Origin of the sequence: Lysobacter sp. ISL-50 (assembly GCF_018612875.1) — a bacterium.
Lineage (GTDB): Bacteria > Pseudomonadota > Gammaproteobacteria > Xanthomonadales > Xanthomonadaceae > Lysobacter.
This window is the reverse complement of sequence record NZ_JAGGRI010000011.1, coordinates 66275-90605: the sequence shown is the minus strand read 5'-3', so window position 1 is coordinate 90605 and position 24331 is coordinate 66275. Positions and strand designations below refer to the sequence as shown.

Sequence of the window (24331 nt, the reverse complement as noted above, 5' to 3'; positions counted from 1 at the left end):
CGATGCGGGGCACATGAGGCAAACCAGCCCGGCCGACGAACGACACCGCGGACGCGCCGCGCGACCAGGTTCGCAAGAGGAGCTCGCGCGTCGAAATGGTTTCCGGCGTTACGGATCGCACATTGAATTTGCGAACTCCATCCGGGATATCGCTGTAGCTCCCATAACGCGGACATGGGCCGCGACCTCGGCGCCCGCGAATCGGTTTCGTGTGCCGTCATGCGGGCTTTCGAAGGATTGCGCTACGCGGCGATGCATGCGCCGTTCGGCGTGGGCGCGGGCGCCGTGCGCGTTCGGTGCGGTGGCGATCGACGGCGCGAACGGTCGGCGAAGGCATTGCAGCCGGCATCGCGTCCCATGGCGGCGTGTGATGTCGGGACGTGGCGCAGGAACGCGCCCCTATGTACGAAAACGGCGCCGTTGCGGCTCGCTCTGCCGAGCGGGCGCACGCCTTCCTGCGCGCGCAGACGCTTCAGCGCGCCAAGTTCACCAATGCATATTTCATGACAGGTCGCGGCACGGATCGCCGCGGCGTGGGCGCTTCAGTCGATCGCGGCCGCACGCGCACGCGATTTGGACAACGCGCGCAGCGCGATCATCAGCACGCCGCCGAGCACCATCGCGCCGCCGATCCACAGGCTCGGCCCGGGCCGATCGCCCCAGAACGCGATGCCGAGCGCGATCGCGAACACCGGCACCAGCAGCAGCCACGGCGTCACTTGCGCCACCGGATGACGCTGCACCAGCACGTAGTACAGGCCGTGGCCGAGCAGCGAGGACACGAACGCGGCATAGATCGCGCCGGCCCAGGCGACCCAGCTGATCCGCGGCAACGCGACCACGCCGCCGGGCTCCAGCACCAGGCTGATGATCAGCAGCGGCGGCACCGCGATCAGCGCGGTCCAGCCTTGCTGGGAAAACATGTCGAGCCCGCGCAGGCCCTTCATCAGCACCGTGCCCAGGGCCAGGAACGCGGCCGAAACCAGCATCAGCACCACCGCCAGCGGCTTGTCCAGCACCAGCGGATCGAAGCCCAGCACCAGCACGCCGCAGAAGCTGATCGCGATCGCCACGCCGGTGCGCCAGGCGAAACGCTCGCCCAGCAGCCACCACGCCAGCAGCGCGGTCATCGGCACGTAGCTCTGCAACACGATCGCCGGCGAGGACAGATCGCCGGCGGCCTTGAGCGCGCTGAAGCTCAGGCCGAAATGCAGCACGCCGATGCACAGGCACACCGCGATCAGGCGCGGCCACTGGCCCGGCGCCGGCCGCTTGAGGAAGAACACCAGCGGCAGCGCGAGCAGGGCGAAGCGCAGCGCGGTGAACAGGAACGGCGGGATTTCGCGCAGCGCCAGCGCCGAGGTCAGGAAATTGATCGCCCACGACAGGACGACGAGCATCAGCAGAACCAGATCGCGGGCGGGCATGGCGGTGTCGCTGGCCTGTCGTGTGGGCTATCGTGGCCGCCTTGCGGACGGACGCGAACGGCGCGGTGGATCATCATTGTGAACGATGCGATGCAGTCTGCGGGGCCGCTGTTGTGGCTGCTGGGCATGGCGGCGCTGGTGGCCGCGCTGGCGCCGGGCGCGTGGCTGTTGCGCGCGCTGGTCGCGCGCGTGGTCGGAGCGCGGCCGGCGTTCGGCGCGGCGCTGTGGTCGGTGGTGTTCGGCCTGATCGTGTGGGCGATGCTGGCGGTGATCGCGCTGATGGTCGCGCGCGGCAGCGCCGTGGGCAGCGGCGCGCCGTTCGTGGCGCTGGCGATGGCGTTGTCGTGGTGCGCGCTCAGCCTGAGCGTGCGCCTGTATCTGCCCGATCCGGCCGGGCTCAAACTGCCGTGGCCGCGCGCGCTGTGGGTGTCGTTGGCGCCGGTGCTGTTGCTGTGGGCGGAACTGGCGCTGGCGTGGTGGTGGCTGATGCCGCGGATCGACTGAGGCCGCGCGCGCGCCTCAGTACGACCAGCCCAGCTTGCGATACAGCTTGGACAGCACCCAGGCCGGGCCGATCAGCAGATAGGTCAGGTCGGTGAGGAAGCTGGGCTTCTTGCCTTCGATCTTGTGGCCGATGAACTGCGCGATCCAGGCGACCACGAATACGCCGATCGCCAGCCACAGCAGCGCGTTCAAGCCCAAGCTCGCGGCGATCCAGTGGGTCAGCAGGGTGAACGCCGCGAACTGCACCAGCATGCCCAGGCCGAGTTTGCGCGAGGCGCGGTAGTAGAACAGCATCGCGGCGAACATCGCCATGGCGGCCCAGATGCCCGGCTTGAACCAAGTGCCGGGCGCGGGGATGCACCACAGCAGCGCGATCACGCTCCACAGGATCGCCGGCACGGCGAATACGTGGATGAGCTGGTTGGTGTCGTTGCGGTGATCGCCGGAGTAGCTGGCGAACCAGCGGTCGATCGGGCGGTCGTGTTCGGTGGCGTGGGCGACGCGGCTCATGTTCGGCTCCCGGTGAGGCGTGACGGGCGCGAGGCCCGCGCGGTGGCTGGCGCGCCCGCGACGGGCGCGCGTGGTGCGGCTAGTGCGCGGCCGCTTTCGAGAATAGCTGGATCACGATGACGCCGGCGACGATCAGGCCGATGCCGGCCAGCGCGCCCGCGTCCAGGGCCTGTTTCATGAACAGCCAGCCGATCATGGCGATCAGCACGATGCCCACGCCCGACCAGATCGCGTAGGCGACGCCGACCGGCACGGTCTTGAGCACCAGCGACAGGAAATAGAACGCGACCGAGTAGCCGGCGGCGACGACGATCGTCGGCCCGGCCTTGGTGAATCCGTCCGAGGCCTTGAGCGCGCTGGTGGCGACGACCTCGGCGGCGATGGCGATGGCCAGGTAGAAGTAGCCGATGTTCATGCGCACCCGGGGCTGCGTGGAGTAAGGCGGGCAGGGTAGCGCGCATGGCGGGCAGGCGTGGCGGAGGGCGTCGGGGCAGTGTTGCGTATTGGGTGGGCGGGGTCTGTAAAGCAGACGACAGTCGGTTAAGAGCAAATCCCCCCTAGCCCCCCTTTTTCAAAGGGGGGAACAACAACGGCAACAGCAACAGCCGCGTCAGCATCAACGGCCCGTGCTGTTCCCCCTTAGCAACAGCCGCGTCAGCATCAACGGCCCGTGCTGTTCCCCCCTTAGCAACAGCCGCGTCAGCATCAACGGCTCGTGCTGTTCCCCCCTTTGAAAAAGGGGGGCAGGGGGGATTTGCTCCACCCAACAAAAAGGCCGCATCCGCGGCCCTTTCGCTCAAACCCACCGCCCAAATCAATCCACCGAAATCCCCGCCAGCTTCAGCAAGGCCTCGGCGTACTTCGCCCGCGTGCGCTCGATCACTTCCGCCGGCAGGTTCGGACCCGGCGGGGTCTTGTCCCAGCCCAGCGTCTCCAGATAGTCGCGCACGAACTGCTTGTCGTAGCTCGGCGGGCTGGTGCCGACCTGGTATTCGTCGGCCGGCCAGTAACGCGAGGAATCCGGCGTCAGCATCTCGTCCATCACGTACAGACGGCCGTCGGCGTCGGTGCCGAATTCGAACTTGGTGTCGGCCAGCAGAATCCCGCGCTCGGCGGCGAAATCGGCGGCGAAACGGTACAGCCGCAAGGTCGCGTCGCGCACCGCTTCGGCCAACTCGGCGCCGACCGTGCGCACCGCGGTGTCGAAGTCGATGTTTTCGTCGTGATCGCCCACCGCCGCCTTGGTCGAGGGGGTGAAGATCGGCTCGGCCAGCTTCTCGGCCTGACGCAGGCCGCTGGGCAGGGCGATGCCGCTGATCCGGCCGGTGCGCTGGTAATCCTTCCAGCCGCTGCCGATCACGTAGCCGCGGGCGATGCATTCGATCGCCACCGGCTTGAGCCGCTTGGTCACCACCGCGCGCTTGGCGTAGAGCGCGGCGTCCACGCCCTGCGGCAATACCGCGGCGACGTCGATGCCGGTGAGGTGGTTAGGAATGATGTGCGCGGTCTTGCCGAACCAGAAATTGCTGATCTGGCACAGCATCTCGCCCTTGCCCGGGATCGGGTCGGGCAGGACCACGTCGAAGGCGCTGAGCCGGTCGGTGGCGACCATCAGCAGGCAGTCGCCGCCGGGAGCGGCGCCCGCGGGCAGGCGGTCGGCGGGCAGATCGAAGACATCGCGGACTTTGCCGCGGTGGCGCAAGGGCAGGCCGGGCAGTTCGGATTGCAGCAGTGTGGTCGTCAACGTGGGGACCCCTGAAGGCAGTGCGTAGTCCCTCCATCGCGGTGCACAGGTCTGAAGCCGGCCTCCGGGAGCCGTCCGGCTCGCGCGTGCGTGCGCGACGGGGCCGGGCAGTGTACGCCGCCTGAGGGGTATGTGTAGCCCCCCGCCGGCCGGCGGGCCCGGGCCCGGCCGCGGCGGCCCCCGGTTAAGATGACCGCCGGTGGGCCGCGACGGCCCGGAAACGAGGCGGCCGGCGACCCGATGAAGCGTTGGTACGGCAAATTGCTGGGATTCTTCGCCGGCGCGGCCCTGCTGCGCGGCAACCCCTTTCTGGGCGCGGTGATCGGCGTGCTGATCGGCCACGCCTTCGACACCGACTGGTTCAAGCTGCGCGGCGACAACCCCTACGAGGTGCTGGGCCTGACCCTGGAGGCCACCGACGCCGAAGTCGATCAGGCCTACCGCCGGCTGATGGGGCAATACCACCCCGACCGCGTCGCCCAGGCCGCGCCCGACATCCGCCAGCAGGCCGAGACCAAGGCGCGCGAGATCAACCGGGCTTACGATCGCATCAAGACGCTGCGAGGGCGCTAGAGCCAGAAACGAGTGCACAGGAGTGAGGAGTGAGTAAAAGCCCCGGTCTCGCCGCTTTTACTCACTCCTCACTCCTGTGCACTCGTTCCTGAGCTTTTACAATAGCCGCCAGTCCCGTCCGGCCCGCCCCCATGTCCCTGCAATCCACCGTCATCGCCCCTTCGATCCTTTCGGCCAACTTCGCCAAGCTCGGCGAGGAAGTGGACAACGTGCTCAAGGCCGGCGCCGACTGGGTCCATTTCGATGTGATGGACAACCATTACGTGCCCAACCTGACCATCGGTCCGCTGGTCTGCGAAGCGCTGCGCAAGCACGGGGTGACCGCGCCGATCGACGTGCACCTGATGGTCGATCCGGTCGATCGCATCGTCCCCGACTTCGCCAAGGCCGGCGCCAGCACCATCAGCTTCCATCCCGAAGCCAGCCTGCACGTGCACCGCACCATCCAGCTGATCAAGTCGCACGGTTGCGGCGCTGGTCTGGTGTTGAACCCGGCCACGCCGATCGAAGTGCTGGACTGGGTGCTGGAGGATCTGGATCTGGTGCTGCTGATGTCGGTCAACCCGGGCTTCGGCGGCCAGAGCTTCATCCCGTCGGCGCTGGACAAGCTGCGCCGCGTGCGCGAGCGCATCGACAACAGCGGGCGCGCGATCCGGCTGGAAATCGACGGCGGAGTGAAGGCGGACAACATCGCCGAGATCGCCGCCGCCGGCGCCGACACCTTCGTCGCGGGGTCGGCGATCTTCAATGCGCCGGGGGCGGATCAGCACGGCTATGGCGATATCGTGCGGCGGATGAAGGACGCGGTGGCCGCGGTGCGTGCCTGAGGAAACTACTCGGCACATCTGTTCCATACCGAGTCAAACAACAAGCGAAAATACTTGTTTTCGGCTCTTAACCAGCGAGATTCGAAGCGAGTAACGTGAGCTCCGTACCACCCACGGAGCTTTTCATGAATCGAGTTCAGCAGGAAAACCAACGCCCCGGCCATTCCGATTGGCCGCTCACCGATCCCGCCACCGCGCGTGAGATCGAGGGTTACGCCTCCAAGACCAGCTACAACCGCGGCGAAGAGGTGGTGTTCTTCGTCAACATGGGCAACGGTGCGGCGCCCGGCACCAACTGCAGCGCGCCGGGCGCGAATTGCCCGCGTTATACGCTGGAAGTGTTCCGCATGGGGTGGTACGCCGGCGCCGGCGCGCGCAGGGTGTTCGGGCCGCAACAATTGCCCGGTTACGCGCAACCGATGCCGGTGTTGGATGCATCCAATCCCGCTTACGCGGAATTCGGCCTGATCGAATGCCAGTGGCAGGAGTCGTATCGCCTGTCGACCGCGTTCACGACCGATGCGGATTGGGTCAGCGGCATTTATCTGGCGCGGGTGACCATCGTCGCCGACGGCGCGCAACAGCCGCAGGCCAAGCAGAGCTACGTCGTGTTCGCGATCCGCGACGATGCGCGCGCTTCGGATTATTTGTTTCAGCAGAGCGTGACGACCTATCAGTCGTACAACAACTGGCCCGGTGCACTGGCCGGCGGTAAATCCAGCTATGGCAACTCAAGTCCGTTTCCGGATGCAAATCCCACGGGGGAGAGTGGCATATACGCCCGAAAAATATCGTTCGATCGGCCGTATGGGATTCGCGAAAATCCGTCATACCTCGACAATGGAGCGCCCGCGAATGCGATAGTCTCCGGTCGCGAAGCCGGCAAGTACGGCGTGGGTGCCGGTGAATTCCTGACCACGCTCAACCATACGCACTTCACCAGCGGTCGTGGCCAGGAATACAACTTCGTCCGCTTTCTCGAACGCGAAGGCTACGACGTTACTTATGCCACCAATGTTGATGTGCATCGATCCGCCAGTGTGCTGTTGAACCATCGCGGCTTCCTGTCGGTGGGGCACGACGAGTATTGGTCCAAATCGATGCGCGATCATGTGGAGGCGGCGCGGGATGCTGGGGTCAATCTCGGATTTTTCTCGGCCAATACCTGCTTCATCCAGATTCGTTTCGAGGCCGGTGCTGGCGGCGCAGATCGCGTGGTGGTGTCTTACAAAAGCGCTGCCGATCCCTGCGCGTCGTCCACGACTGGCGACTGCCCGGCCAACGCCACGATGCCCTTCAGAGAGTTGCCTGTGCCCAGGCCGGAGCATTGGTTGCTTGGCGTCGCCTTCCGTTCCCATCTCGATCAACCTAAAGGATCGGCGGGAACACCGACGGGTAACCCGACGGATTACTACAGTGCCGATTTCGTCGTCGATGACGCCGGCACCTGGGTGACTCAGGACACTGGTCTGCAACACAGCGATCATTTGCGCGCGCTGATGGGCTATGAGGTCGACAGCCTTCCCGAAAACATCGCGGACCGGCGCCCTGGAATCAAGACGATCGGCGCGTCGCAAACCCACTCCATCGACAACAGCACGATCGCGCACACCACCACCCACGATGTTGCATCGGGCGCCACCGTGTTCGCATCGGGCTCGATCCAATGGAGCTGGGGCGTCGATAACTACAATGCCGATCCGGTCGTGTATCCCGATGCCAACGGCGTGCCGTTCAACACGCAACTGGAAAGCGAGCCGGCCAAGCAGATCACCCGCAACGTGCTAGAACGCCTGCGCAGCCGCAACCGCACCGATGTGTTCGCGCTCGGCCTGGACAATGGCATGTACTGGCGATCGAGAGTCGGCGGGGTCTGGCAGGATTGGCAGGGGCTCGGAGGCGGCTTCCTGTTCGCGCCCGCGGTGACTTCGAAGGCGGCGAACCGGCTTTCCTTGTTCGCGGTCGGTCTGGACAGTCATCTGTATCAGAACCTGTGGAACGGCTCGGCCTGGTTGGGCTGGACCCACCTGGGCGCGCCAGCCGGTCGCACGCTGACCTCGAACCCGGCGGCGATCAGCCGTGACGGCGTGACCACCGACGTGTTCGCGCGGACCAGCAACGGCAGCGACTTCGAGATCTGGCGCCTCACGCACGACGGCACCTCATGGGGCAGTTGGCAGTCGCTGGGTGGCGGTTTCAAGTCGGGTCCGGCCGTGTCGTCCTGGAACAGCCAGGAGATGACCGTGTTCGCCATCGGTCTGGACGATGCGCTGTGGAACAACCAGTGGACCGCCGGAACCTGGTCGGGCTGGGTGTCGCTGGGCGGGCCAGGGCAGGCCCTGGTATCGACGCCGGCGGCGGTGTCGCGGGGCGACGGCAAGATGGATGTGTTCGCGCTCGGCGCCAACAAGCAGATATGGCAGCGCAGCCACGACAACGGCTGGCAGCCGTGGGCGTCGCGCGGCGGTGTGGCGGGGCAGGGACCGGCGGTGGCTTCGTGGCATGCCAATCGATTGACCCTGGTGGCGGTCGACGAGAACAAAAAGCCGATGGTCTGCGAGTGGGATCGCGGTGTGTGGTCGTCCTGGACCGGCCAGGACGGCAGCCTGATCTCGGCTCCGGCCGCCGTTTCCTGGTACGGCAACGAATGACCTGAGTACCGGCCGGCCCGGGGTTCGGGCCGGTCTTTCAGGCCGATCGGGGGGATTTTCCGCGCACGACCGTCACCGGCGGTTCCGTTATCTTTGACGAACGCCGCGGATCGACGTACCACCGTCGCTGCGGTGAACGGCCATCGGCGGAGAATCCGGATGAACACCTGCGACCTGTGCGACCTCCACGAAGCGCAAGTGCGCGTGCTCGAACTGCCGCTGCGCGACTACGGCGGCCGCATCGCCTTCGACGGCATCGTCAGCACCATCAAGGCCTACGAAGACAACGCCCTGGTCCGCGAGGCGGTGGCCGAAGCCGGCAACGGCCGGGTGCTGGTGATCGACGGCGGCGGCTCGCTGCGGCGGGCGATGCTCGGCGATCTGCTCGCGGCCAAGGCGGTCGAGAACGGTTGGGCCGGGGTGATCGTGTTCGGCGCGATCCGCGACAGCGGCGCGATCGGCGCGATGGAACTGGGCGTCAAGGCGTTGGGCACCTGCCCGCGCAAGACCGACAAGCGCGGCCAGGGGTTGCGCGATGTCGAGGTCGAATTCGGCGGGGCGACGATCCGGCCGGGCGAGTGGCTGTGCGCGGATGAGGATGGCGTGGTGTTGGCGCGCGAGCGGTTGCGCTGAGGCGAGCGGCGGTTTTTTGTAGGAGGGCCTTCAGGCCCGATGCTTTTCTTTCAGATCGCGACGATCGGAAAGAAAAGCATCGGGCCTGAAGGCCCTCCCACAAGGGCTTTGCGCGATGGCCGCCACAAACAAAAGAACGCGGACCTTGCGGCCCGCGTTCCTGGAATATTTGGAGGCAATCCAGCCTCCGCCCGTCGTCCCTGATATGGCCTCCCATATTCCGGATCGGCCATGACAGGTGTGTGACAGGTTTTGCGCATTCGTACATTCACCTGCGCCGACGGCGGCGGCTGTTAGCCTCGCGGGCCCTGCATAACCGACGGATCGGCGACTCATGAGCTCACCGCGCTGGCGTTTAATCCTCAACGGCAAATCGGCCGGCGACGATGCCCTGCGCGAAGCGGTGGCGGCGATGCGCGACCGCGGCGTCGCCCTGGATGTGCGGGTGACCTGGGAAGGCGGCGACGCCGAGCGCTACGTCGCCGAAGCCATCGCCGATGGAGTCGGCACGATCATCGCCGCCGGCGGCGACGGCACGCTGAGCGAAGTGGCGACCACGCTGGCGCATCGCGACGAACCGGCCGACGCGCTGCCCAGTCTCGGTCTGGTTCCGCTCGGCACCGCGAACGATTTCGCCAGCGCCGCGCTGATTCCGGCCGATCCGGCGCTGGCGCTGGATCTGATCCATCGCCAGCCGCCGCGGCCGATCGACCTGATCCGGCTGCAGGCGCCCGACGGCCTGCACTGGGCCGCCAATCTGGCCAGCGGCGGGTTCGGCACGCAGGTCACGATCGAAACCGATGCGGGGTTGAAGAAGATGTTGGGTGGGCTGGCGTATCTGGTCACCGGCATCTCCAAACTCGGCAAGATCGAGCCGATCCGCGCGCGCCTGCACGGCGAGGATTTCGAATGGGAAGGCGAGTTCATCGCCCTGGGCATCGGCAACGGCAAGCAGGCCGGCGGCGGCCAGGTGTTGTGTCCGGACGCCCTGATCGACGACGGCCTGCTCGATGTGACCGTGGTTCCGGATCTGTCCGGCGAAGTCGGCGCGACCGCGCGCACCTTGCTCACGCAAGGCAAGCACGCCGCGCTGGACCGCGTCGCCACGCGCGCGCAACTGCGCTGGGTCGAGATCGAATCGCCGAAGTCGCTGACCCTCAACCTCGACGGCGAACCGGTCCAGTCGCATCACTTCCGCATCGACTGCATCCCGGCGCGCGTGCGCATGCACCTGCCGGCCGACTGTCCGCTGCTGTCGGCGGTCGCGCACGCTGCCGTCGCCGCCGGTGCGACCGCCGCGGCCGACGATCCGGGCGCCTGACCCCGTCGCGCCGCGCCTGCGAAGCAGTTACAGTTACCGGCATGAAAGCCTGGGCGAACCCGCATTTCCTCTGTGCCGACGTGGGTTGGCGATGGTGGCCGTCGGCCATCGTCGCTCCTGCCCACTCGTCCATGAAGGAACCGCCGCGTGATTTCGCACGAACTCTTCCAGCAACAGGCCGCTAACGGCTACACCCGCATCCCCGTCGTGCGCGAGGTCCTGTCCGACCTCGATACGCCGCTGTCGGTCTATCTCAAACTCGCCGACGGCCCGCACACCTACCTGTTCGAATCGGTCGAAGGCGGCGAACGCTTCGGCCGTTACTCGATCATCGGCCTGCCCGCGCAGCGCGTGTACGCCTTCGCCGGCCACACCTTGTTCGTCAGCGAGCACGGCGAGCTGATCGAAAGCCGCGTGGTCGAAGACCCCTTCGCCGAAGTCGAACGCCTGCGCACCGAATACCGCGTGCCGAAGATCGACGGCCTGCCCGGATTCACCGGCGGCCTGGTCGGCTGGTTCGGCTTCGAGTGCATCCAGTACATCGAAAAGCGCCTGGCCGGCCCGGGGCCGGACGGCGCGCACAAGCCCGATGAGCTCGGCACGCCCGATATCCTGCTGATGCAGAGCGAGGAAATCGCGGTATTCGACAACCTCAAGGGCCGGCTGTACCTGATCGTCCACGCCGATCCGCGCGAACCGCAGGCCTATGCGCGCGCCAACCGTCGCCTGGATCAACTGGTGCATCGCCTGCGCATCGGCGGCGCCAGCTATCCGGAAACGCTCGATCCGGCGGGCCTGGAGGAAGGCGACTTCGTTTCCGGCTTCACCCGCGAAGGCTTCATCGACGCGGTGGAGAAATCCAAGGAACTGATCCGCGCCGGCGACATCTTCCAGGTGGTGCTGTCTCAGCGGCTCAGCGTGCCGTTCAAGGCGCGCCCGGTCGATGTGTACCGCGCGCTGCGCGCCTTGAACCCGTCGCCATACATGTATTTCCTCGATGTCGGCGGCACTCAGGTGGTCGGTTCGTCGCCGGAAATCCTGGTGCGCCTGCAGGACGGCGAAGTCACCGTGCGTCCGATCGCCGGCACCCGCCCGCGCGGCAAGACGGTGGAGGAAGACCACGCGCTGGAAGCCGAATTGCTGGCCGATCCGAAGGAGCGCGCCGAGCACCTGATGCTGATCGACCTGGGCCGCAACGACGTCGGCCGCGTATCGCTGCCGGGCACGGTCGAGGTCGGCGAACAGTTCGGCATCGAGCGCTACAGCCACGTCATGCACATCGTCAGCGAAGTCACCGGCAAGCTGAAGGCGGACATGAGCTACATGGACGTGCTGCGCGCGACGTTCCCGGCCGGCACCGTCAGCGGCGCGCCGAAGATCCGCGCGCTGGAAGTGATCCGCGAGTTCGAGCCGGTCAAGCGCAACGTCTACTCCGGCGCGGTCGGCTACATCGGCTGGCACGGCGACGCCGACACCGCGATCGCGATCCGCACCGCGGTCATCCAGGACGGCCGCCTGCACGTGCAGGCCGGCGCAGGTATCGTCTACGACTCCGACCCGCAGAAGGAATGGGAAGAGACGATGAGCAAGGGCCGCGCGCTGTTCCGCGCGGTGGCCGAGGCGGCTCGCGGGCTCTGAGGTTCGGAGCGATCGCGCCATGAAGCGATGACGCTCGCCTGAGTCGGCGGCGTCATCCGCTAATCGCAGTCGCGGCTTCGAGTGTCGCTGCGCTCTTGCTCGTCATTCCCGCGTTCGCGGGAATGACGGACTGGCGATCTTGAGCGGGCCATGGCACAGCCCCCAGCGGCAAACCCGCCGTCGCCATTCCAACCCCCCACATTAAAAAAAGTTCATCCGCCGGAAAGGCCCGGGGCAGGGCGGCGGGAGCAATCTGACTTCGCGATGGGGCCCACCCCACCGGCCAGACCTCCCACCCAAACGTTTCCCAGGAGCCTCACATGAACGTCCGCAACGCTCTGATCGCCGTCGCTCTCACCGCGTTCGCCGGTTCCGCCTTCGCTGCCGCGCCGGCCACGACCACTTCGGCCGCCGCGCCGGCCGCCAAGACCGTCAAGCACAAGCATCACAAGGCCAAGAAGGCTGTGGCACCCAAGGCCGCCGCGGCTGCGGACGCGGCGCCGGCATCGAACTGATCCTTCGCGAGCCTGCTCCCCCGAGCCCCACGCATCGTCGGCGTGGGGGCGATACCCCGCCGGTGTGAGCCGGCGGGGTATCTTTTTTCCGGGATTCGGGATTCGGGAATCGGGAATCGGGAATCGAAAAAAGCCCGGCGAGGACAGGCATTCCCGGTTTTGGCTTGGCTTTTCCGATTCCCGATTCCCGATTCCCCATTCCCGCCCTTATCCTGTCCCCGCCACCTCACGCACCATCGCGATCCGGAGTCGGCATGCGCGTCCTGCTCGTCGAAGACGATCCCCACACCGCCGCCTTCATCGCCAAGGGCCTGCGCGAGGACGGGCACACCGTCGATCTCGCCGACAACGGCAAGGACGGCCTGTTCCTGGCCACCACCGAGAACGTGGATGCGATCGTGCTCGATCGCATGCTGCCGGCGCTCGACGGCCTGACTCTGCTGCAGACCCTGCGCGGCGCCGGCAATCGCACGCCGGTGCTGCTGCTGACCGCGCTGGGCGAAGTCGATCACCGGGTCGAGGGCCTGCGCGCCGGCGCCGACGACTATCTGGTCAAACCCTTCGCCTACGCCGAACTCAGCGCGCGCCTGGACAGCGTGCTGCGTCGCGGCAGTTCCGGCGGCAGCGAGCCCACCCGCCTGCGCGTGGCCGATCTGGAACTGGATCTGCTCAGCCGCGAAGCCCGCCGCGGCGACAAGCGCATCGAATTGCAACCGCGCGAATTCCGCCTGCTGGAATACCTGATGCGCCAGGCCGAACGCGTGGTCACCCGCACCATGCTGCTGGAAGCGGTGTGGGACTATCACTTCGACCCGCAGACCAACGTCATCGACGTGCACATCAGCCGCCTGCGCCAGAAGATCGATCAAGGCTATCCGCGCCCGCTGCTGCACACCGTGCGCGGCGCCGGTTACCGGCTCGGCGTATGAGCGCGGCCCGCGCGCGGACGCGAGCATGGCCGCATCGGCAGGAGCAGGCCGCATGCGCCTGATGCCGCGCTCGACCAGCGCGCGTCTGGCCCTGGCGGTGACCGCCTCGTTCCTGCTCGCCTTCGTGCTGCTCGGCTTCGGCGTGCATTACGCGGTGTCGGCGATGCTGATCCAGGACGCGCGCGAACTGGTGCGCGTGGACGCCGCCGGTCTGGTCGAGATGTACCAGGACGACGGCCGCGCCGCGCTGCTGGGCGAATTACGCGACCGCATCGGTTCGGGCGAAGACCCCGACGCGGTGTACGCGCTGACCGCGCCCGACGGCCGCGTGGTCGCCGGCAACACTGCGCTGCCGATCCATCGCCAGGGCGCGCGCTGGATCGAATTCACCGAACACGGCGACGACGGCGACCTGCGCGTGGTCGCGCAATTGCAGCGCCTGCCCGACGGCACCACTCTGCTGACCGGCACCCGCACGCGCAGCCAGGACCGTTTTTTATCGTTGATGCTGCGCACCGCGCTGGCCGCGTTCGTGGTCGCCGCCACCCTGGGCGCGCTGATCGGCTGGATGACCTCGCGCTGGGTGTCGCGCCGGCTCAGCCATCTGGACGACACCGCCGAGCGCGTGGGCAGCGGCGAACTCGGATTGCGCGCGCGCCTGGACGGCAGCGACGACGCCTTCGACCGGCTGGCGCGCCGCTTCAACGCCATGCTCGACCGGATCGAGGAATTGCTCGGCGGCGTGCGCCATGCCACCGATCACATCGCCCACGATCTGCGCACGCCGCTGACGCGTTTGCGCAACCGTCTGGAGGAAGTGCGCCGGCGCGAGCAGGGCGCCGAGGCCGGCGTCCAGCTCGATGCGGCGATCGGCGAAACCGACCAGTTGCTGCATTCCTTCGGCGCATTGCTGCGGCTGGCGCGGATCGAAGCGCAGCCGCCGGTGCACGACGAGCCGATGCTGGACCTGTCCGATCTGGCCCGCGACGCGGCCGAGCTGTACACGCCGATCGCCGGCGAACGCGGCATCGCCTTGAACACGCAACTGCCCGCGCCGGACGAGGCGGCGGTGCGCGGCGATGCCGACCAGTTGTTCCAGATGCTGGTCAATCTGCTCGACAACGCTGTGAAGTACGCGCCGGCCGACACCGAAGTGCGCCTGAGCGTGCTGCGCGAACGCGGCGCCATCGCGGTGCAGATCGACGATCGCGGCCCGGGCATTCCCGCCGCCGTCCGCGAGCGCGTGTTCGACCGCTTCCAGCGCCTGGAGACCCATCGCGGCTCGCCCGGCACCGGCCTGGGCATGAGCCTGGTGCGCGCGATCGTGCACCGCCACGGTGGCCATATCGCCTTGTTCGACAACGCCCCCGGCCTGCGCGTGCGGGTGACCCTGGGCGAAGCGGCGGCCTGAGCCGGCGCGCGCGGCGGGCCGTCGCACAAACCGCCGCGCGCCGGTTACAGTAGGGCCATGATCCTCCGCGCGATCCCGCACAATTCCCGCAAGGCCGGCCAGGGCTGGCGATGGTGGCGCAGCGCCTCCGTCCGCCTGTCGTCGTCTTTCGAGGAATCCGTGCGTGTCCCCGCCATCTCTATCCACCCCCGCGGCCGCTGAGCGCCGCCGCCGTCCCGTCCGGGACGCGCTCCCCGTCACCCCCGCCGTTCCGCCCGCCGCCCGCGCCCTGTCGCTGGCGCGCGCCGGCGATTCCTGTCCCGTATCACGCCCGCAGCCCGTTCGCAGACGGGATAATGGCGGGCTGGTGCCCGCGCCAGGGGGCCGCCGGAACGTTGGCGGCGGTGGGGCGCCGATTCGCGGGCCGACTCGGTCGCACTGCGGGACATCTTCCGCGGGCACGATAGCCGGGCCGGCCCCCGGCGTTGGTCCGTATCCAGGCATTCCAGACATCCAAGGCACCACCCGCATTCGAGGCGCGTCATGTCCGTTCTGATGATCGACAACTACGACAGCTTTACCTACAACCTCGTGCAGTATCTGCAGGCGCTCGGCGCGGACGTGAAGGTGATCCGCAACGATGAATTGTCGGTGGAGGAGATCGAGAAACTCGCGCCCGAGCGCATCGTGATTTCGCCCGGACCGAGCACGCCCGATCACGCCGGCGTGTCCCTCGACGTGATCCGCCGGCTCGGCGAGCGCACGCCGATCCTCGGCGTGTGCCTGGGCCATCAGAGCCTGGGTCAGGCCTACGGCGGCCAGGTGATCCGCGCCAAGCGGATCATGCACGGCAAGACCTCGGCGATCCGCCACCAGGGCCTGGGCGTGTTCGCCGGCCTGCCCGACCGCTACGAAGCCACCCGCTATCACTCGCTGGTGGTCGAGCGCGAAACGCTGCCGGCGCATCTGGAAGTCACCGCCTGGACCGAATACGACGACGGCGGCTTCGAGGAAATCATGGGCCTGCGCCATCGCGAGCATCCGGTGGAGGGCGTGCAATTCCATCCCGAATCGATCAAGACCGAGCACGGCTACGCGCTGCTGCGGAATTTCCTGGAGCGGTGAGGGGATGAGGCGGGCAATGAAACGCGTGGGCGGGCAATGGAAGCGGCGATGGCGAAGCCCGTCGTTCGCGGCCCGACGCCGTGCGTCCGCGCGATCCCCCGGTTCCCTGATGTCTCCTGATTGCCTTTGTGCCTAATTCGCGAATCCATCCCATGCCCCTGACTCCGCAAGAAGCCCTGCAACGCACCATCGAGCACCGCGAGATCTTCCACGACGAGATGGTCGATCTGATGCGCACCATCATGCGCGGCGAGATTTCCCCGACCATGACCGCGGCGATACTGACCGGATTGCGGGTGAAGAAGGAAACCGTCGGCGAAATCGCCGGCGCGGCGACCGTGCTGCGCGAATTCGCGCGGCCGGTGGAGGTCGCCGATCGCACTCATCTGGTCGATATCGTCGGCACCGGCGGCGACGGCGCGCATACCTTCAATATTTCCACCGCAAGCATGTTCGTGGTCGCCGCCAGCGGCGCCAAGGTCGCCAAGCACGGCAACCGCAGCGTGTCGTCCAAGTCCGGCAGCGCCGACGTGCTCGAAGCCCTCGGCGCGGTGATCGAGCTGCAGCCCGAACAGGTCGGCCGCTGCATCGAACAGGCCGGCATCGGCTTCATGTTCGCGCCGGTGCATCATCCGGCGATGAAGGTGGTGTCGCCGGTGCGGCGCGAGATGGGCGTGCGCACTTTGTTCAATATTCTCGGGCCGCTGACCAATCCCGCCAACGCGCCGAGCATCCTGATGGGCGTGTTTCATCCCGACCTGGTCGGCATCCAGGTGCGCGTGCTGCAGGAACTGGGCGCGCAGCGCGCGCTGGTGGTGTGGGGGCGCGATGGGATGGACGAAATCTCGCTCGGCGCCGGTTCGCTGGTCGGCGAACTGCGCGACGGCGTGGTGCGCGAGTACGAAGTGCATCCGGAGGATTTCGGGATCGCGATGGCGGCCAGCCGCAATCTGCGCGTGAACGATGCGGAGGAATCCAAGGCGATGCTGTTGCAGGCGCTGGAGAATCGCGATGGGCTGCCGCGGGAGATCGTGGCGCTGAATTCGGGCGCGGCGTTGTATGCGGCGGGGGTGGTGGAGAGCATCGCGGAAGGGATCGATTTGGCGCGCAAGTCGCTGGCCTCGGGTGCGGCTCGGGCCAAGCTGGATGAGTTTGTTGCGCTGACTCAGCGGTTGGCGGTGGGGTGATTGCTTGGGGGGAAGCGCAGAAGCAAAAGCGAATCCCCCCTAACCCCCCTTTTTCAAAGGGGGGAACTGCAGGCGCGGTGATCGGGGGCGTGCGCATGCCCCATTGAGCGGTGCCGAGATATGCCCTCGCACCGTCCTTCCCGCAAACCCGTGCTGTTCCCCCCTTTGAAAAAGGGGGGCAGGGGGGATTCGCTTTTAACCGTAAAAAAAACGAGCCAGCCATGTCAGCCAGCTTCGCCACCCCGCCCAAGCCGCCGTACTACGCGGTGATCTTCAGCTCCCAGCGCACCGACCAGGGCGAGGACGCCTACGGCGAAGCCGCCGCGCGCATGGTCGAGCTGGCCGCGCAGCAGCCCGGTTACCTCGGCGTGGAATCCAGCCGCGGCGCGGACGGTTTCGGCATCACCGTCAGCTACTGGATCGACGAAGCCTCGATCCTGGGCTGGAAACGCAACCTGGAACACACCGCCATCCGCGAGCGCGGCCGCAAGGAGTGGTACCAGCAGTTCGAACTGCGTGTGGCCAAGGTCGAACGCGCTTATGGTTGGAGCCGCAGCGATGCGCCGCGCAGCCCCGCCCATGAGTAACCCCGCCATGACCGAACACCCCGCCGACGAACCCGCGCTGCGCCTGCTCCTCAACGCCCAGGTCTACGCCCCGCAAGCGCTGGGCCGGCAGAACCTGTTGCTCGGCGGCGGCAAGATTCTGTGGATGGGCATCGATACGCCCGAGCTGCCGGCGCAGGTTCCGGTCGAGACCATCGACCTGCAAGGCCGGCGCCTGATTCCGGGCCTGATCGACGGCCACGTCCACGTCACCGGCGGCGGCGGCGAAGCCGGGTTCCGCACCCGCGTGCCGGCGCCGATGCTGTCGCGCTACACCCGCGCCGGCGTCACCAGCGTGGTCGGGCTGCTCGGCACCGACGACCTCGCCCGCGGCACCCGCGAGCTGGTCGCCGGCATCTACGCGCTGCGCGAGGAAGGCCTCAACGCCTGGGGTTACTGCGGCGGCTATCACCTGCCGCCGGCCACGTTGACCGGCAGCGTGCGCGGCGACGTCGTGTTCGTCGAGCCGTTGATCGGCGTGGGCGAAATCGCGATCAGCGATCACCGCTCCAGCCAGCCCACGCTCGACGAACTGCTGAAACTGGCCTCGGAAGCGCATGTCGCCGGCCTGATGACCCACAAGGCCGGCATCGTTCACCTGCACTTGGGCGATGGCCCGCGCGGCCTGCAATTGGTGCGGCAGGCGCTGGACATCAGCGAACTGCCGGCGCGCGTGTTCAACCCGACCCACGTCAACCGGCGCAAGGCGTTGTTCGAGGAAGCGGTGGAACTGGCGCGGCGCGGCTGCCATATCGATCTGACCGCGTTCCCGGTCGAAGAAGGCGAGGACGCCTGGACCGCGGAGGAAGCGCTGATCCGCTACCTCGACAGCGGCGCGCCGCCCGAGCGCGTCAGCGTGAGTTCCGACGCCGGCGGCTGCCTGGCCTGCTTCGACGAACACGGCCGGATGTGCGGCATGGGCGTGGGCGAATCGGGCGCCTTGCTCGACTGCCTGAACGCGGTGCTGGCGCGCGGCGTCGATCTGGAGCGCGCGCTGCCGGCTTTCACCCTGAATCCGGCGCGCCTGCTGCGGCTGCCCGGCAAGGGCCTGATCGCCGCCGGCGCCGATGCCGACCTGGTCGCGCTGGACGCAAACGGCGCCGCCTTCGATGTGTTCATCGCCGGCCGGGCCCATCTGCGCGGCGGCGCGGTGCTGCGGCGTGGTAATTTCGAAGCCTGATTCCAAGAACGATCAAAGCGAGTACGTACGGATGTCACCAAGCAGAATCCCCGACGGTGAAGAGCGGGGCTGGATCGTTCCGATTGGCGGGGCCGAAGACAAGGAAAACGGAGCGAAGATACTGCAGCGTTTCCTCGACCTGTGCGGCGGCGACGGCGCCGACATCGTGGTGATTCCCACCGCCAGCCGCTTGCCCGACACCGGCGATCGCTACGAAAAACTGTTTTCCGACCTCGGCGCCAATCGGGTCGAGGCGATGGATTTCGACACCCGCCGCGATTGCTTCGAGCCCAACCGGATCAAGCGCATCGAGCAGGCCAGCGGGATTTTCTTCACCGGCGGCAACCAGCTGCGCATCTCGACCATGCTCGGCGGCACGCCGATTGCGCAGGCGATCCGCGCGCAGAACGCACGCGGCGTGGCCGTGGGCGGCACCAGCGCCGGCGCGAGCATCCTCAGCGAACACATGATCGCCTTCGGCACCGAAGGCTCCTCGCCGCGCGCCGACAGCGTGCGCCTGGCGCCGGGCCTGGGCCTGACCAATCGCGTGGTGATCGACCAGCATTTCCGCCAGCGCGACCGTCTCGGCCGCCTGGTCGCGGCGCTGGCCTACAACCCGTTCGCGATCGGCATCGGCCTGGACGAGGACACCGCGGCCTTCATCGGCCCGGACAACACCATCGAAGTGGAAGGCAGCGGCTCGGTCACCGTGGTCGATGCCGACGGCCTGCAGTTCTCCTCGATGCACATGGTCGGCGAGGACGAGCCGGTCTGCCTGCTGGGTCTGGGCGTGCACATCCTGACCAAAGGCGCTACGTTCAACCTCAACACCCGCAAGGCGTCGGCGGGTTCGTTGGCCGGCTCCAAATCGGCATGACCCGGGCCGGCACGAACTGAATCGGTATGACCCCATCCGCATGATCCGAATCACCATGAACTGAGGTTTTCTATGCGCATTCTCGATCGTTCCGTCTACGTCGGTCCTTCGCTGTATGCGCACTTCCCGGTCATACGGCTGGAGCTGGACCTGCAGGCGCTGGAAGCCTGGCCGACCGCGCGGCTGGGGCCGGCGTTCATCGATGCGCTGGTCGAGGCGCTGCCCGGCCTGGCCGAACACGGTTGCTCGTATCGCCAGCCCGGCGGCTTCGTGCGGCGCATGCGCGAGGACGAAGGCACCTGGCTCGGCCACGTGCTCGAACACGTCGCGATCGAACTGCAGAACGTCGCCGGCGAAAACGTCACCTTCGGCAAGACCCGCAGCATCAGCGAGGATCGGCCCGGCGTGTATTCGGTGGTGTACGAGTACGCGCAGCGCGATGAAGGCATCGCCGCCGGCGAGCTGGGCATCAAGTTGTTGTGCTCGCTGCTGCCGGTGGAGATCCGCCCGGCCGGCAGCGTGCCCGAAGACTGGGAATGGGAAAGCGCGCGCGACAGCTTCATCCGCTACGCCCAGCGCCGAGCGCTGGGGCCGTCCACCGCCTCGCTGGTGCGCGCGGCGGAAGAACGCAATATTCCGTGGTTGCGGCTCAACACCCAGTCGCTGATCCAGTTCGGCCACGGCAAGTATCAGCAGCGCATCCAGGCGACGGTGACCGGCAAGACCTCGCATATCGCGGTCGAGCTGGCCAGCGACAAGGAAGAGACCAACAAGATTCTCGCCTCGCTCGGTCTGCCGGTGCCGCGGCAGGAGTTGGTCACCGATTCCAGCGGCGCGATCCGCGCGGCGCGCAAGCTCGGCGGCAGCGTGGTGACCAAGCCGTACAACGGCAACCACGGCCGCGGCATCACCATCGACATCTCCAGCGACGACGACATCCGTGCCGGCTTCGAAGCCGCGCGCGAGCATTCGCGTTCGGTGATCGTGGAAACCTTCGTCGGCGGCGACGATCATCGCCTGCTGGTGATCAACGGCGAGCTGATCGCCGCGACCAAGCGCACGCCGGGGCATGTGGTCGGCGACGGCACGTCCAGCATCGCCGACCTGGTCGAAGGGGTGAACCAGGACCCGCGCCGCGGCGTCGGCCACGAGAAAGTGCTGACGCGGCTGGAACTGGATTCGCAGGCCGAACAGATGATGGAGCGGGTCGGCTACACCGCCGCGTCGATCCCGAAGGACGGCGAAATCGTCTACCTGCGCTCCACCGCCAATCTGTCCACCGGCGGCACCGCCACCGACGTCACCGACATCATCCATCCCGACAACCGCGACATGGCCGTGCGCGCGGTGCGCGCGATCGGCCTGGACGTGGGCGGCGTGGATTTCATCTCGCCCAATATCGCCGAGAGCTACAAGAACATCGGCGGCGGCATCTGCGAAATCAACGCCGCGCCGGGTTTCCGCATGCACGTCGCACCCAGCGAAGGCACTCCGCGCGATGCCGCCGGCCCGGTGATCGACATGCTGTTCGCGCCGGGCGCGCCCACGCGCGTGCCGATCGCGGCGGTGACCGGCACCAACGGCAAGACCACCACCGCGCGCATGCTCGCCCACATCACCAAGATGGGCGGCTTCACCCCGGGCCTGACCACCACCGACGGCGTCTACATCGACGGCCAGCGCACGGTCGAAGGCGACATGACCGGGCCGGTGTCGGCGCGCATGGTGCTGTCGGACCCGCACGTGGATATCGCCGTGCTGGAAACCGCGCGCGGCGGTCTGCTGCGCGCCGGCATGGGCGTGTCCGAGGTCAACGTCGGCGCGGTGCTCAACATCCAGTCCGATCACCTGGGCCTGAAGGGCATCGACACGCTGGAGCAGCTGGCCGAGATCAAGCGCGTGGTGGTCGAAGTGGCCACCGACTGCGCGGTGCTCAACGCCGACGATCCGAACGTGCTGAAGATGTCGGCCTACACCGACGCCAAGGTGATCTGCTACGTCACCATGAACCCCTCGCACGCGCTGGTGCGCGAGCACATCCGCGCCGGCGGCCGCGCCTGCGCGCTGGAGGCCGGCATCAACGGCCACATGATCACGCTGTACGACAAGGGCAGCCATATCCCGCTGCTGTGGACGCACCTGATTCCGGCGACGATGGAAGGGCGCGCGCTGCACAACGTGCAGAACGCGATGGTGGCCGCGGCGATGGCGTTCTCGCTGGGGATCAAGCTCGACGCGATCCGCCACGGCCTGCGCACCTTCGACACCACCTTCTTCCAGGCCCCGGGCCGGATGAACGTCTACAACGAGCATCCGTTCAAGGTGCTGATGGACTACGGCCACAACGCGCATGCGGTCGGGGTGATGGCCGATCTGGCCCAGCGCCTGGACGTGAGCGGCCGCCGCATCGTGGTGCTGGCCGGTCCCGGCGATCGCCGCGACGAAGACCTGCACGCGATCGCCGAAGCCGTGGCCGGCCGTTTCGATCATTACATCTGCCGCCGCGACGATTCGCTGCGCGGCCGCGACGGCGACGAAGTGCCGCGCATCATCGCCAAGGCGCTGATGGCGCGCGGCGTGACGGAGGCGACGATCTCGATCATTCCCGACGAGCAGCAGGCGGTGGAAGCGGCGCTGCGCTTGGGCCAGACCGGCGATCTGGTGCTGGTGTTCGCCGACGCGCTGGCGCGTTCGTGGAAGCAGATCATCCACTTCCAGCCCGAAGGCGTGGTCGCGGCGGTGGCGCAGCGCGCCGAACTGCCGCCGCTGGAGCCGGCGCTGGACGAAGCCGCCTTCGCGGCGATGGAAGGCGTGGTGCGCGACGAACGCGGTCTGGTGTTCGAACGCGAAGAGAGCGATTGATCCGTGCCTTCGCAATCTGCCGACAACGCGGCGACGTCCGATAAGGTTTCGCCCGACTATGCCTTCGCTTTCGAAGATTCGCGCCGGCTCACCGGCGCGAATCTGTATTTCGACGAGCCCGGCGCCGCCCTGGAAACCCATGGCGTCGCCGCCGATGCGCGCGCGTTGAGCGGTTGGCGGCGCAACCTCGCCGACGCCCGCGACGCCCTGCATTGGAGCGAAGGCCGGATCGTTGTGCGCGAACACGCCAGCGGCGCGTCGCTGGCCTTCGTCGCGCCAATCGACCAACTGTACGCCGCCACCGAAGTCAACGAATGGGCCTGGACCGACGCCGCCGGCGCGATCGGGCAATCGGCGCTGCCGCCGCACGCGCCCGGCCATGCCGCGTGGTGGGATCGCGGCGACGCCTTGCGCACCTTGCGCGCGCTCGCCGAAGCCGAAGCGCGGCCGGATCTGATCGAGCTGCTGGAGCAGGCGCGGATACACGGCCTGCCGGCGTACAGCGACGACGACGCGGTGTCGATCGGCGAGGGCGCCGGCAGCCAGACCTGGCCGCTGGACGCGCTGCCCGGTTCCACCCAGGTGCCGTGGCCGCGCCTGCATGCGATCCCCACCGCCGTGGTCACCGGTTCCAACGGCAAGACCACCAGCGTGCGACTGCTCGCGGCGATGGCGCGCGCGCAGGGCTGGATCACCGCCTACAGCAGCACCGACGGTTTGTTCGTCGATGGCGAACGCGTGGACAGCGGCGATTATTCCGGCCCGGTCGGCGCGCGCACCTTGTTGCGCCAGCCCACGGTGCAGGCGGCGATCCTGGAAACCGCGCGCGGCGGCATGCTGCGCCGTGGGGTGACGCCGCAGCAGGCGCGGGCGGCCTTGGTCACCAACATCAGCCCGGATCATTTCGGCGAGTACGGCATCCATTCGCTGGAAGACCTGGCCCAGGTCAAGCTGACCGTGGCGCGCGCGCTCGCCGACGACGGCGTGCTGGTGCTCAACGCCGACGACGCGCTGCTGCTCAAGCGCGGCGCGTCCTTGCCGCATCCGCTGGCCTGGTTCGCGCTCGACGATGCGCATCCGCGACTGCGCGCGCATCGCGAGCGCGGCGGCGCCACCTGCGGCGTCGGCGACGGCCGCCTGTGGCTGAGCCTGGGCGAGGCGCGGCATGACCTGGGCGAGGTCGAGGCCCTGCCGCTGACCCTGGGCGGCCGCGCTCGCTACAACGTCGCCAATCTGGCCGGCGCGGCGCTGGCCGCGGCCGCGCTGGGCGTGGACCCGGCGCGGATCGCGGCGGTGCTGGCGCGCTTCGGCTCGCAACCCGGCGACAACCCCGGCCGGCTGCAGCGCTGGAGCTTCGGCGCCAGCGAGGTCTACCTGGACTACGCGCACAACCCCGACGGCCTGCGCGGCCTGCTGGAAGTCGCGGCCCGCCGCGACGGCCGGCTGGGCATCGTGCTCGGCCAGGCCGGCAACCGCGAGGACGAGGACATCCGCGCGCTGGCCGCGGTGGTGGCCTCGTTCCGGCCCGACCGGGTGGTGCTCAAGGACATCGAAAGCTTCCTGCGCGGCCGCGCGCCGGGCGAGGTCGCGGCGATCCTGCGCGCCGAGCTGCTGCGCCTGGGCGTGCCCGAAAGCGCGATCGCGCTGTGCCTGGAGGAGGCCCGCGCCGCCGCCGAATTGCTGCAATGGGCGGCCGAGGGCGACGTGCTGGTGTTGCCGATTCACAATTCCGACGCCCGCGACGCGGTTGTCGCCTTGCTCGATCGGCTGCAACTGGGACAATGGCGCCCCGGCCTGCCCCTGGCAGGCGACACGACTGGCGAAACGGAGTAA

The 24331-nt window shown here is 67.8% G+C and carries 21 protein-coding genes; 17 read left to right on the top strand and 4 right to left on the bottom strand.

Annotated elements, in window-relative coordinates; all coding sequences use genetic code 11:
• Positions 1–542: 542 nt before the first annotated feature.
• Entirely contained in the window at positions 543–1427 is an 885-nt protein-coding gene (locus J7J50_RS07760) for an EamA family transporter (RefSeq protein ID WP_215059637.1), read from the bottom strand.
• A 78-nt stretch (positions 1428–1505) separates the two neighbouring features.
• Here J7J50_RS07760 and J7J50_RS07755 point away from each other — a divergent pair, with 78 nt between their 5' ends.
• Positions 1506–1931 carry a hypothetical protein gene (locus J7J50_RS07755; protein ID WP_215059635.1) on the top strand — a complete coding sequence of 142 codons (426 nt, stop codon included), beginning with the start codon at positions 1506–1508 and terminating at the stop codon, positions 1929–1931.
• 15 nt (positions 1932–1946) lie between these two features.
• On the opposite strand, the gene J7J50_RS07750 is transcribed toward J7J50_RS07755, so the two are convergent.
• From J7J50_RS07750 to J7J50_RS07740, 3 genes are all read right to left on the bottom strand, one after another.
• Positions 1947–2441 (bottom strand): Mpo1-like protein, encoded by a 495-nt coding sequence (locus J7J50_RS07750; protein WP_215059633.1) that lies wholly within the window; start codon positions 2439–2441, stop codon positions 1947–1949.
• 79 nt (positions 2442–2520) lie between these two features.
• Positions 2521–2856: a multidrug efflux SMR transporter gene (locus tag J7J50_RS07745; RefSeq protein WP_215059631.1), complete on the bottom strand. Its 336-nt coding sequence runs from the start codon at positions 2854–2856 to the stop codon at positions 2521–2523.
• Positions 2857–3255: 399 nt separating this feature from the next.
• On the bottom strand, positions 3256–4185 hold the full coding sequence (locus J7J50_RS07740; protein ID WP_057944238.1) for a phosphoribosylaminoimidazolesuccinocarboxamide synthase: 930 nt from the start codon (positions 4183–4185) through the stop codon (positions 3256–3258).
• Positions 4186–4425: 240 nt separating this feature from the next.
• On the opposite strand from J7J50_RS07740, the gene J7J50_RS07735 reads away from it, so the two are divergent.
• The 16 genes from J7J50_RS07735 (at position 4426) to J7J50_RS07660 (ending at position 24331) form a co-directional block, all read left to right on the top strand.
• Positions 4426–4758 carry a DnaJ domain-containing protein gene (locus J7J50_RS07735; protein ID WP_251044474.1) on the top strand — a complete coding sequence of 111 codons (333 nt, stop codon included), beginning with the start codon at positions 4426–4428 and terminating at the stop codon, positions 4756–4758.
• A 131-nt stretch (positions 4759–4889) separates the two neighbouring features.
• Positions 4890–5585: a ribulose-phosphate 3-epimerase gene (gene rpe / locus J7J50_RS07730; protein ID WP_215059627.1), complete on the top strand. Its 696-nt coding sequence runs from the start codon at positions 4890–4892 to the stop codon at positions 5583–5585.
• A gap of 125 nt (positions 5586–5710) precedes the next feature.
• Entirely contained in the window at positions 5711–8236 is a 2526-nt protein-coding gene (locus tag J7J50_RS07725; protein ID WP_343222453.1) for a N,N-dimethylformamidase beta subunit family domain-containing protein, read from the top strand.
• A 159-nt stretch (positions 8237–8395) separates the two neighbouring features.
• Positions 8396–8869 carry a ribonuclease E activity regulator RraA gene (gene rraA, locus J7J50_RS07720; RefSeq protein ID WP_251044475.1) on the top strand — a complete coding sequence of 158 codons (474 nt, stop codon included), beginning with the start codon at positions 8396–8398 and terminating at the stop codon, positions 8867–8869.
• A gap of 334 nt (positions 8870–9203) precedes the next feature.
• Entirely contained in the window at positions 9204–10190 is a 987-nt protein-coding gene (yegS, locus tag J7J50_RS07715; protein ID WP_215059623.1) for a lipid kinase YegS, read from the top strand.
• A 147-nt stretch (positions 10191–10337) separates the two neighbouring features.
• The gene (trpE, locus tag J7J50_RS07710; protein WP_215059621.1) at positions 10338–11828 is read left to right on the top strand and encodes an anthranilate synthase component I; all 1491 of its coding nucleotides are present in this window, start codon (positions 10338–10340) and stop codon (positions 11826–11828) included.
• Positions 11829–12148: 320 nt separating this feature from the next.
• Positions 12149–12343, top strand: coding sequence for a hypothetical protein (locus tag J7J50_RS07705; protein WP_215059619.1), 195 nt, complete (start codon positions 12149–12151; stop codon positions 12341–12343).
• A gap of 254 nt (positions 12344–12597) precedes the next feature.
• Positions 12598–13272: a response regulator transcription factor gene (locus J7J50_RS07700; protein WP_057944232.1), complete on the top strand. Its 675-nt coding sequence runs from the start codon at positions 12598–12600 to the stop codon at positions 13270–13272.
• A gap of 52 nt (positions 13273–13324) precedes the next feature.
• Positions 13325–14683 (top strand): sensor histidine kinase, encoded by a 1359-nt coding sequence (locus tag J7J50_RS07695; RefSeq protein ID WP_215059617.1) that lies wholly within the window; start codon positions 13325–13327, stop codon positions 14681–14683.
• 522 nt (positions 14684–15205) lie between these two features.
• On the top strand, positions 15206–15787 hold the full coding sequence (locus J7J50_RS07690) for an aminodeoxychorismate/anthranilate synthase component II (RefSeq protein ID WP_215059614.1): 582 nt from the start codon (positions 15206–15208) through the stop codon (positions 15785–15787).
• Between the two features lie 152 nt (positions 15788–15939).
• Positions 15940–16974: an anthranilate phosphoribosyltransferase gene (trpD, locus tag J7J50_RS07685; protein ID WP_215059612.1), complete on the top strand. Its 1035-nt coding sequence runs from the start codon at positions 15940–15942 to the stop codon at positions 16972–16974.
• Positions 16975–17195: 221 nt separating this feature from the next.
• Positions 17196–17561, top strand: coding sequence for an antibiotic biosynthesis monooxygenase (locus tag J7J50_RS07680; protein ID WP_215059609.1), 366 nt, complete (start codon positions 17196–17198; stop codon positions 17559–17561).
• The gene (gene iadA / locus J7J50_RS07675) at positions 17554–18759 is read left to right on the top strand and encodes a beta-aspartyl-peptidase (protein WP_215059608.1); all 1206 of its coding nucleotides are present in this window, start codon (positions 17554–17556) and stop codon (positions 18757–18759) included. The genes J7J50_RS07680 and iadA overlap by 8 nt, the downstream gene beginning before the upstream one ends.
• A gap of 31 nt (positions 18760–18790) precedes the next feature.
• Entirely contained in the window at positions 18791–19636 is an 846-nt protein-coding gene (locus J7J50_RS07670; protein ID WP_215059606.1) for a cyanophycinase, read from the top strand.
• A gap of 72 nt (positions 19637–19708) precedes the next feature.
• Positions 19709–22498, top strand: a complete 2790-nt coding sequence (cphA, locus tag J7J50_RS07665) for a cyanophycin synthetase (protein WP_215059604.1) — start codon at positions 19709–19711, stop codon at positions 22496–22498.
• A 3-nt stretch (positions 22499–22501) separates the two neighbouring features.
• Complete coding sequence (locus J7J50_RS07660; RefSeq protein ID WP_215059602.1) at positions 22502–24331, top strand: Mur ligase family protein; 1830 nt, start codon at positions 22502–22504, stop codon at positions 24329–24331.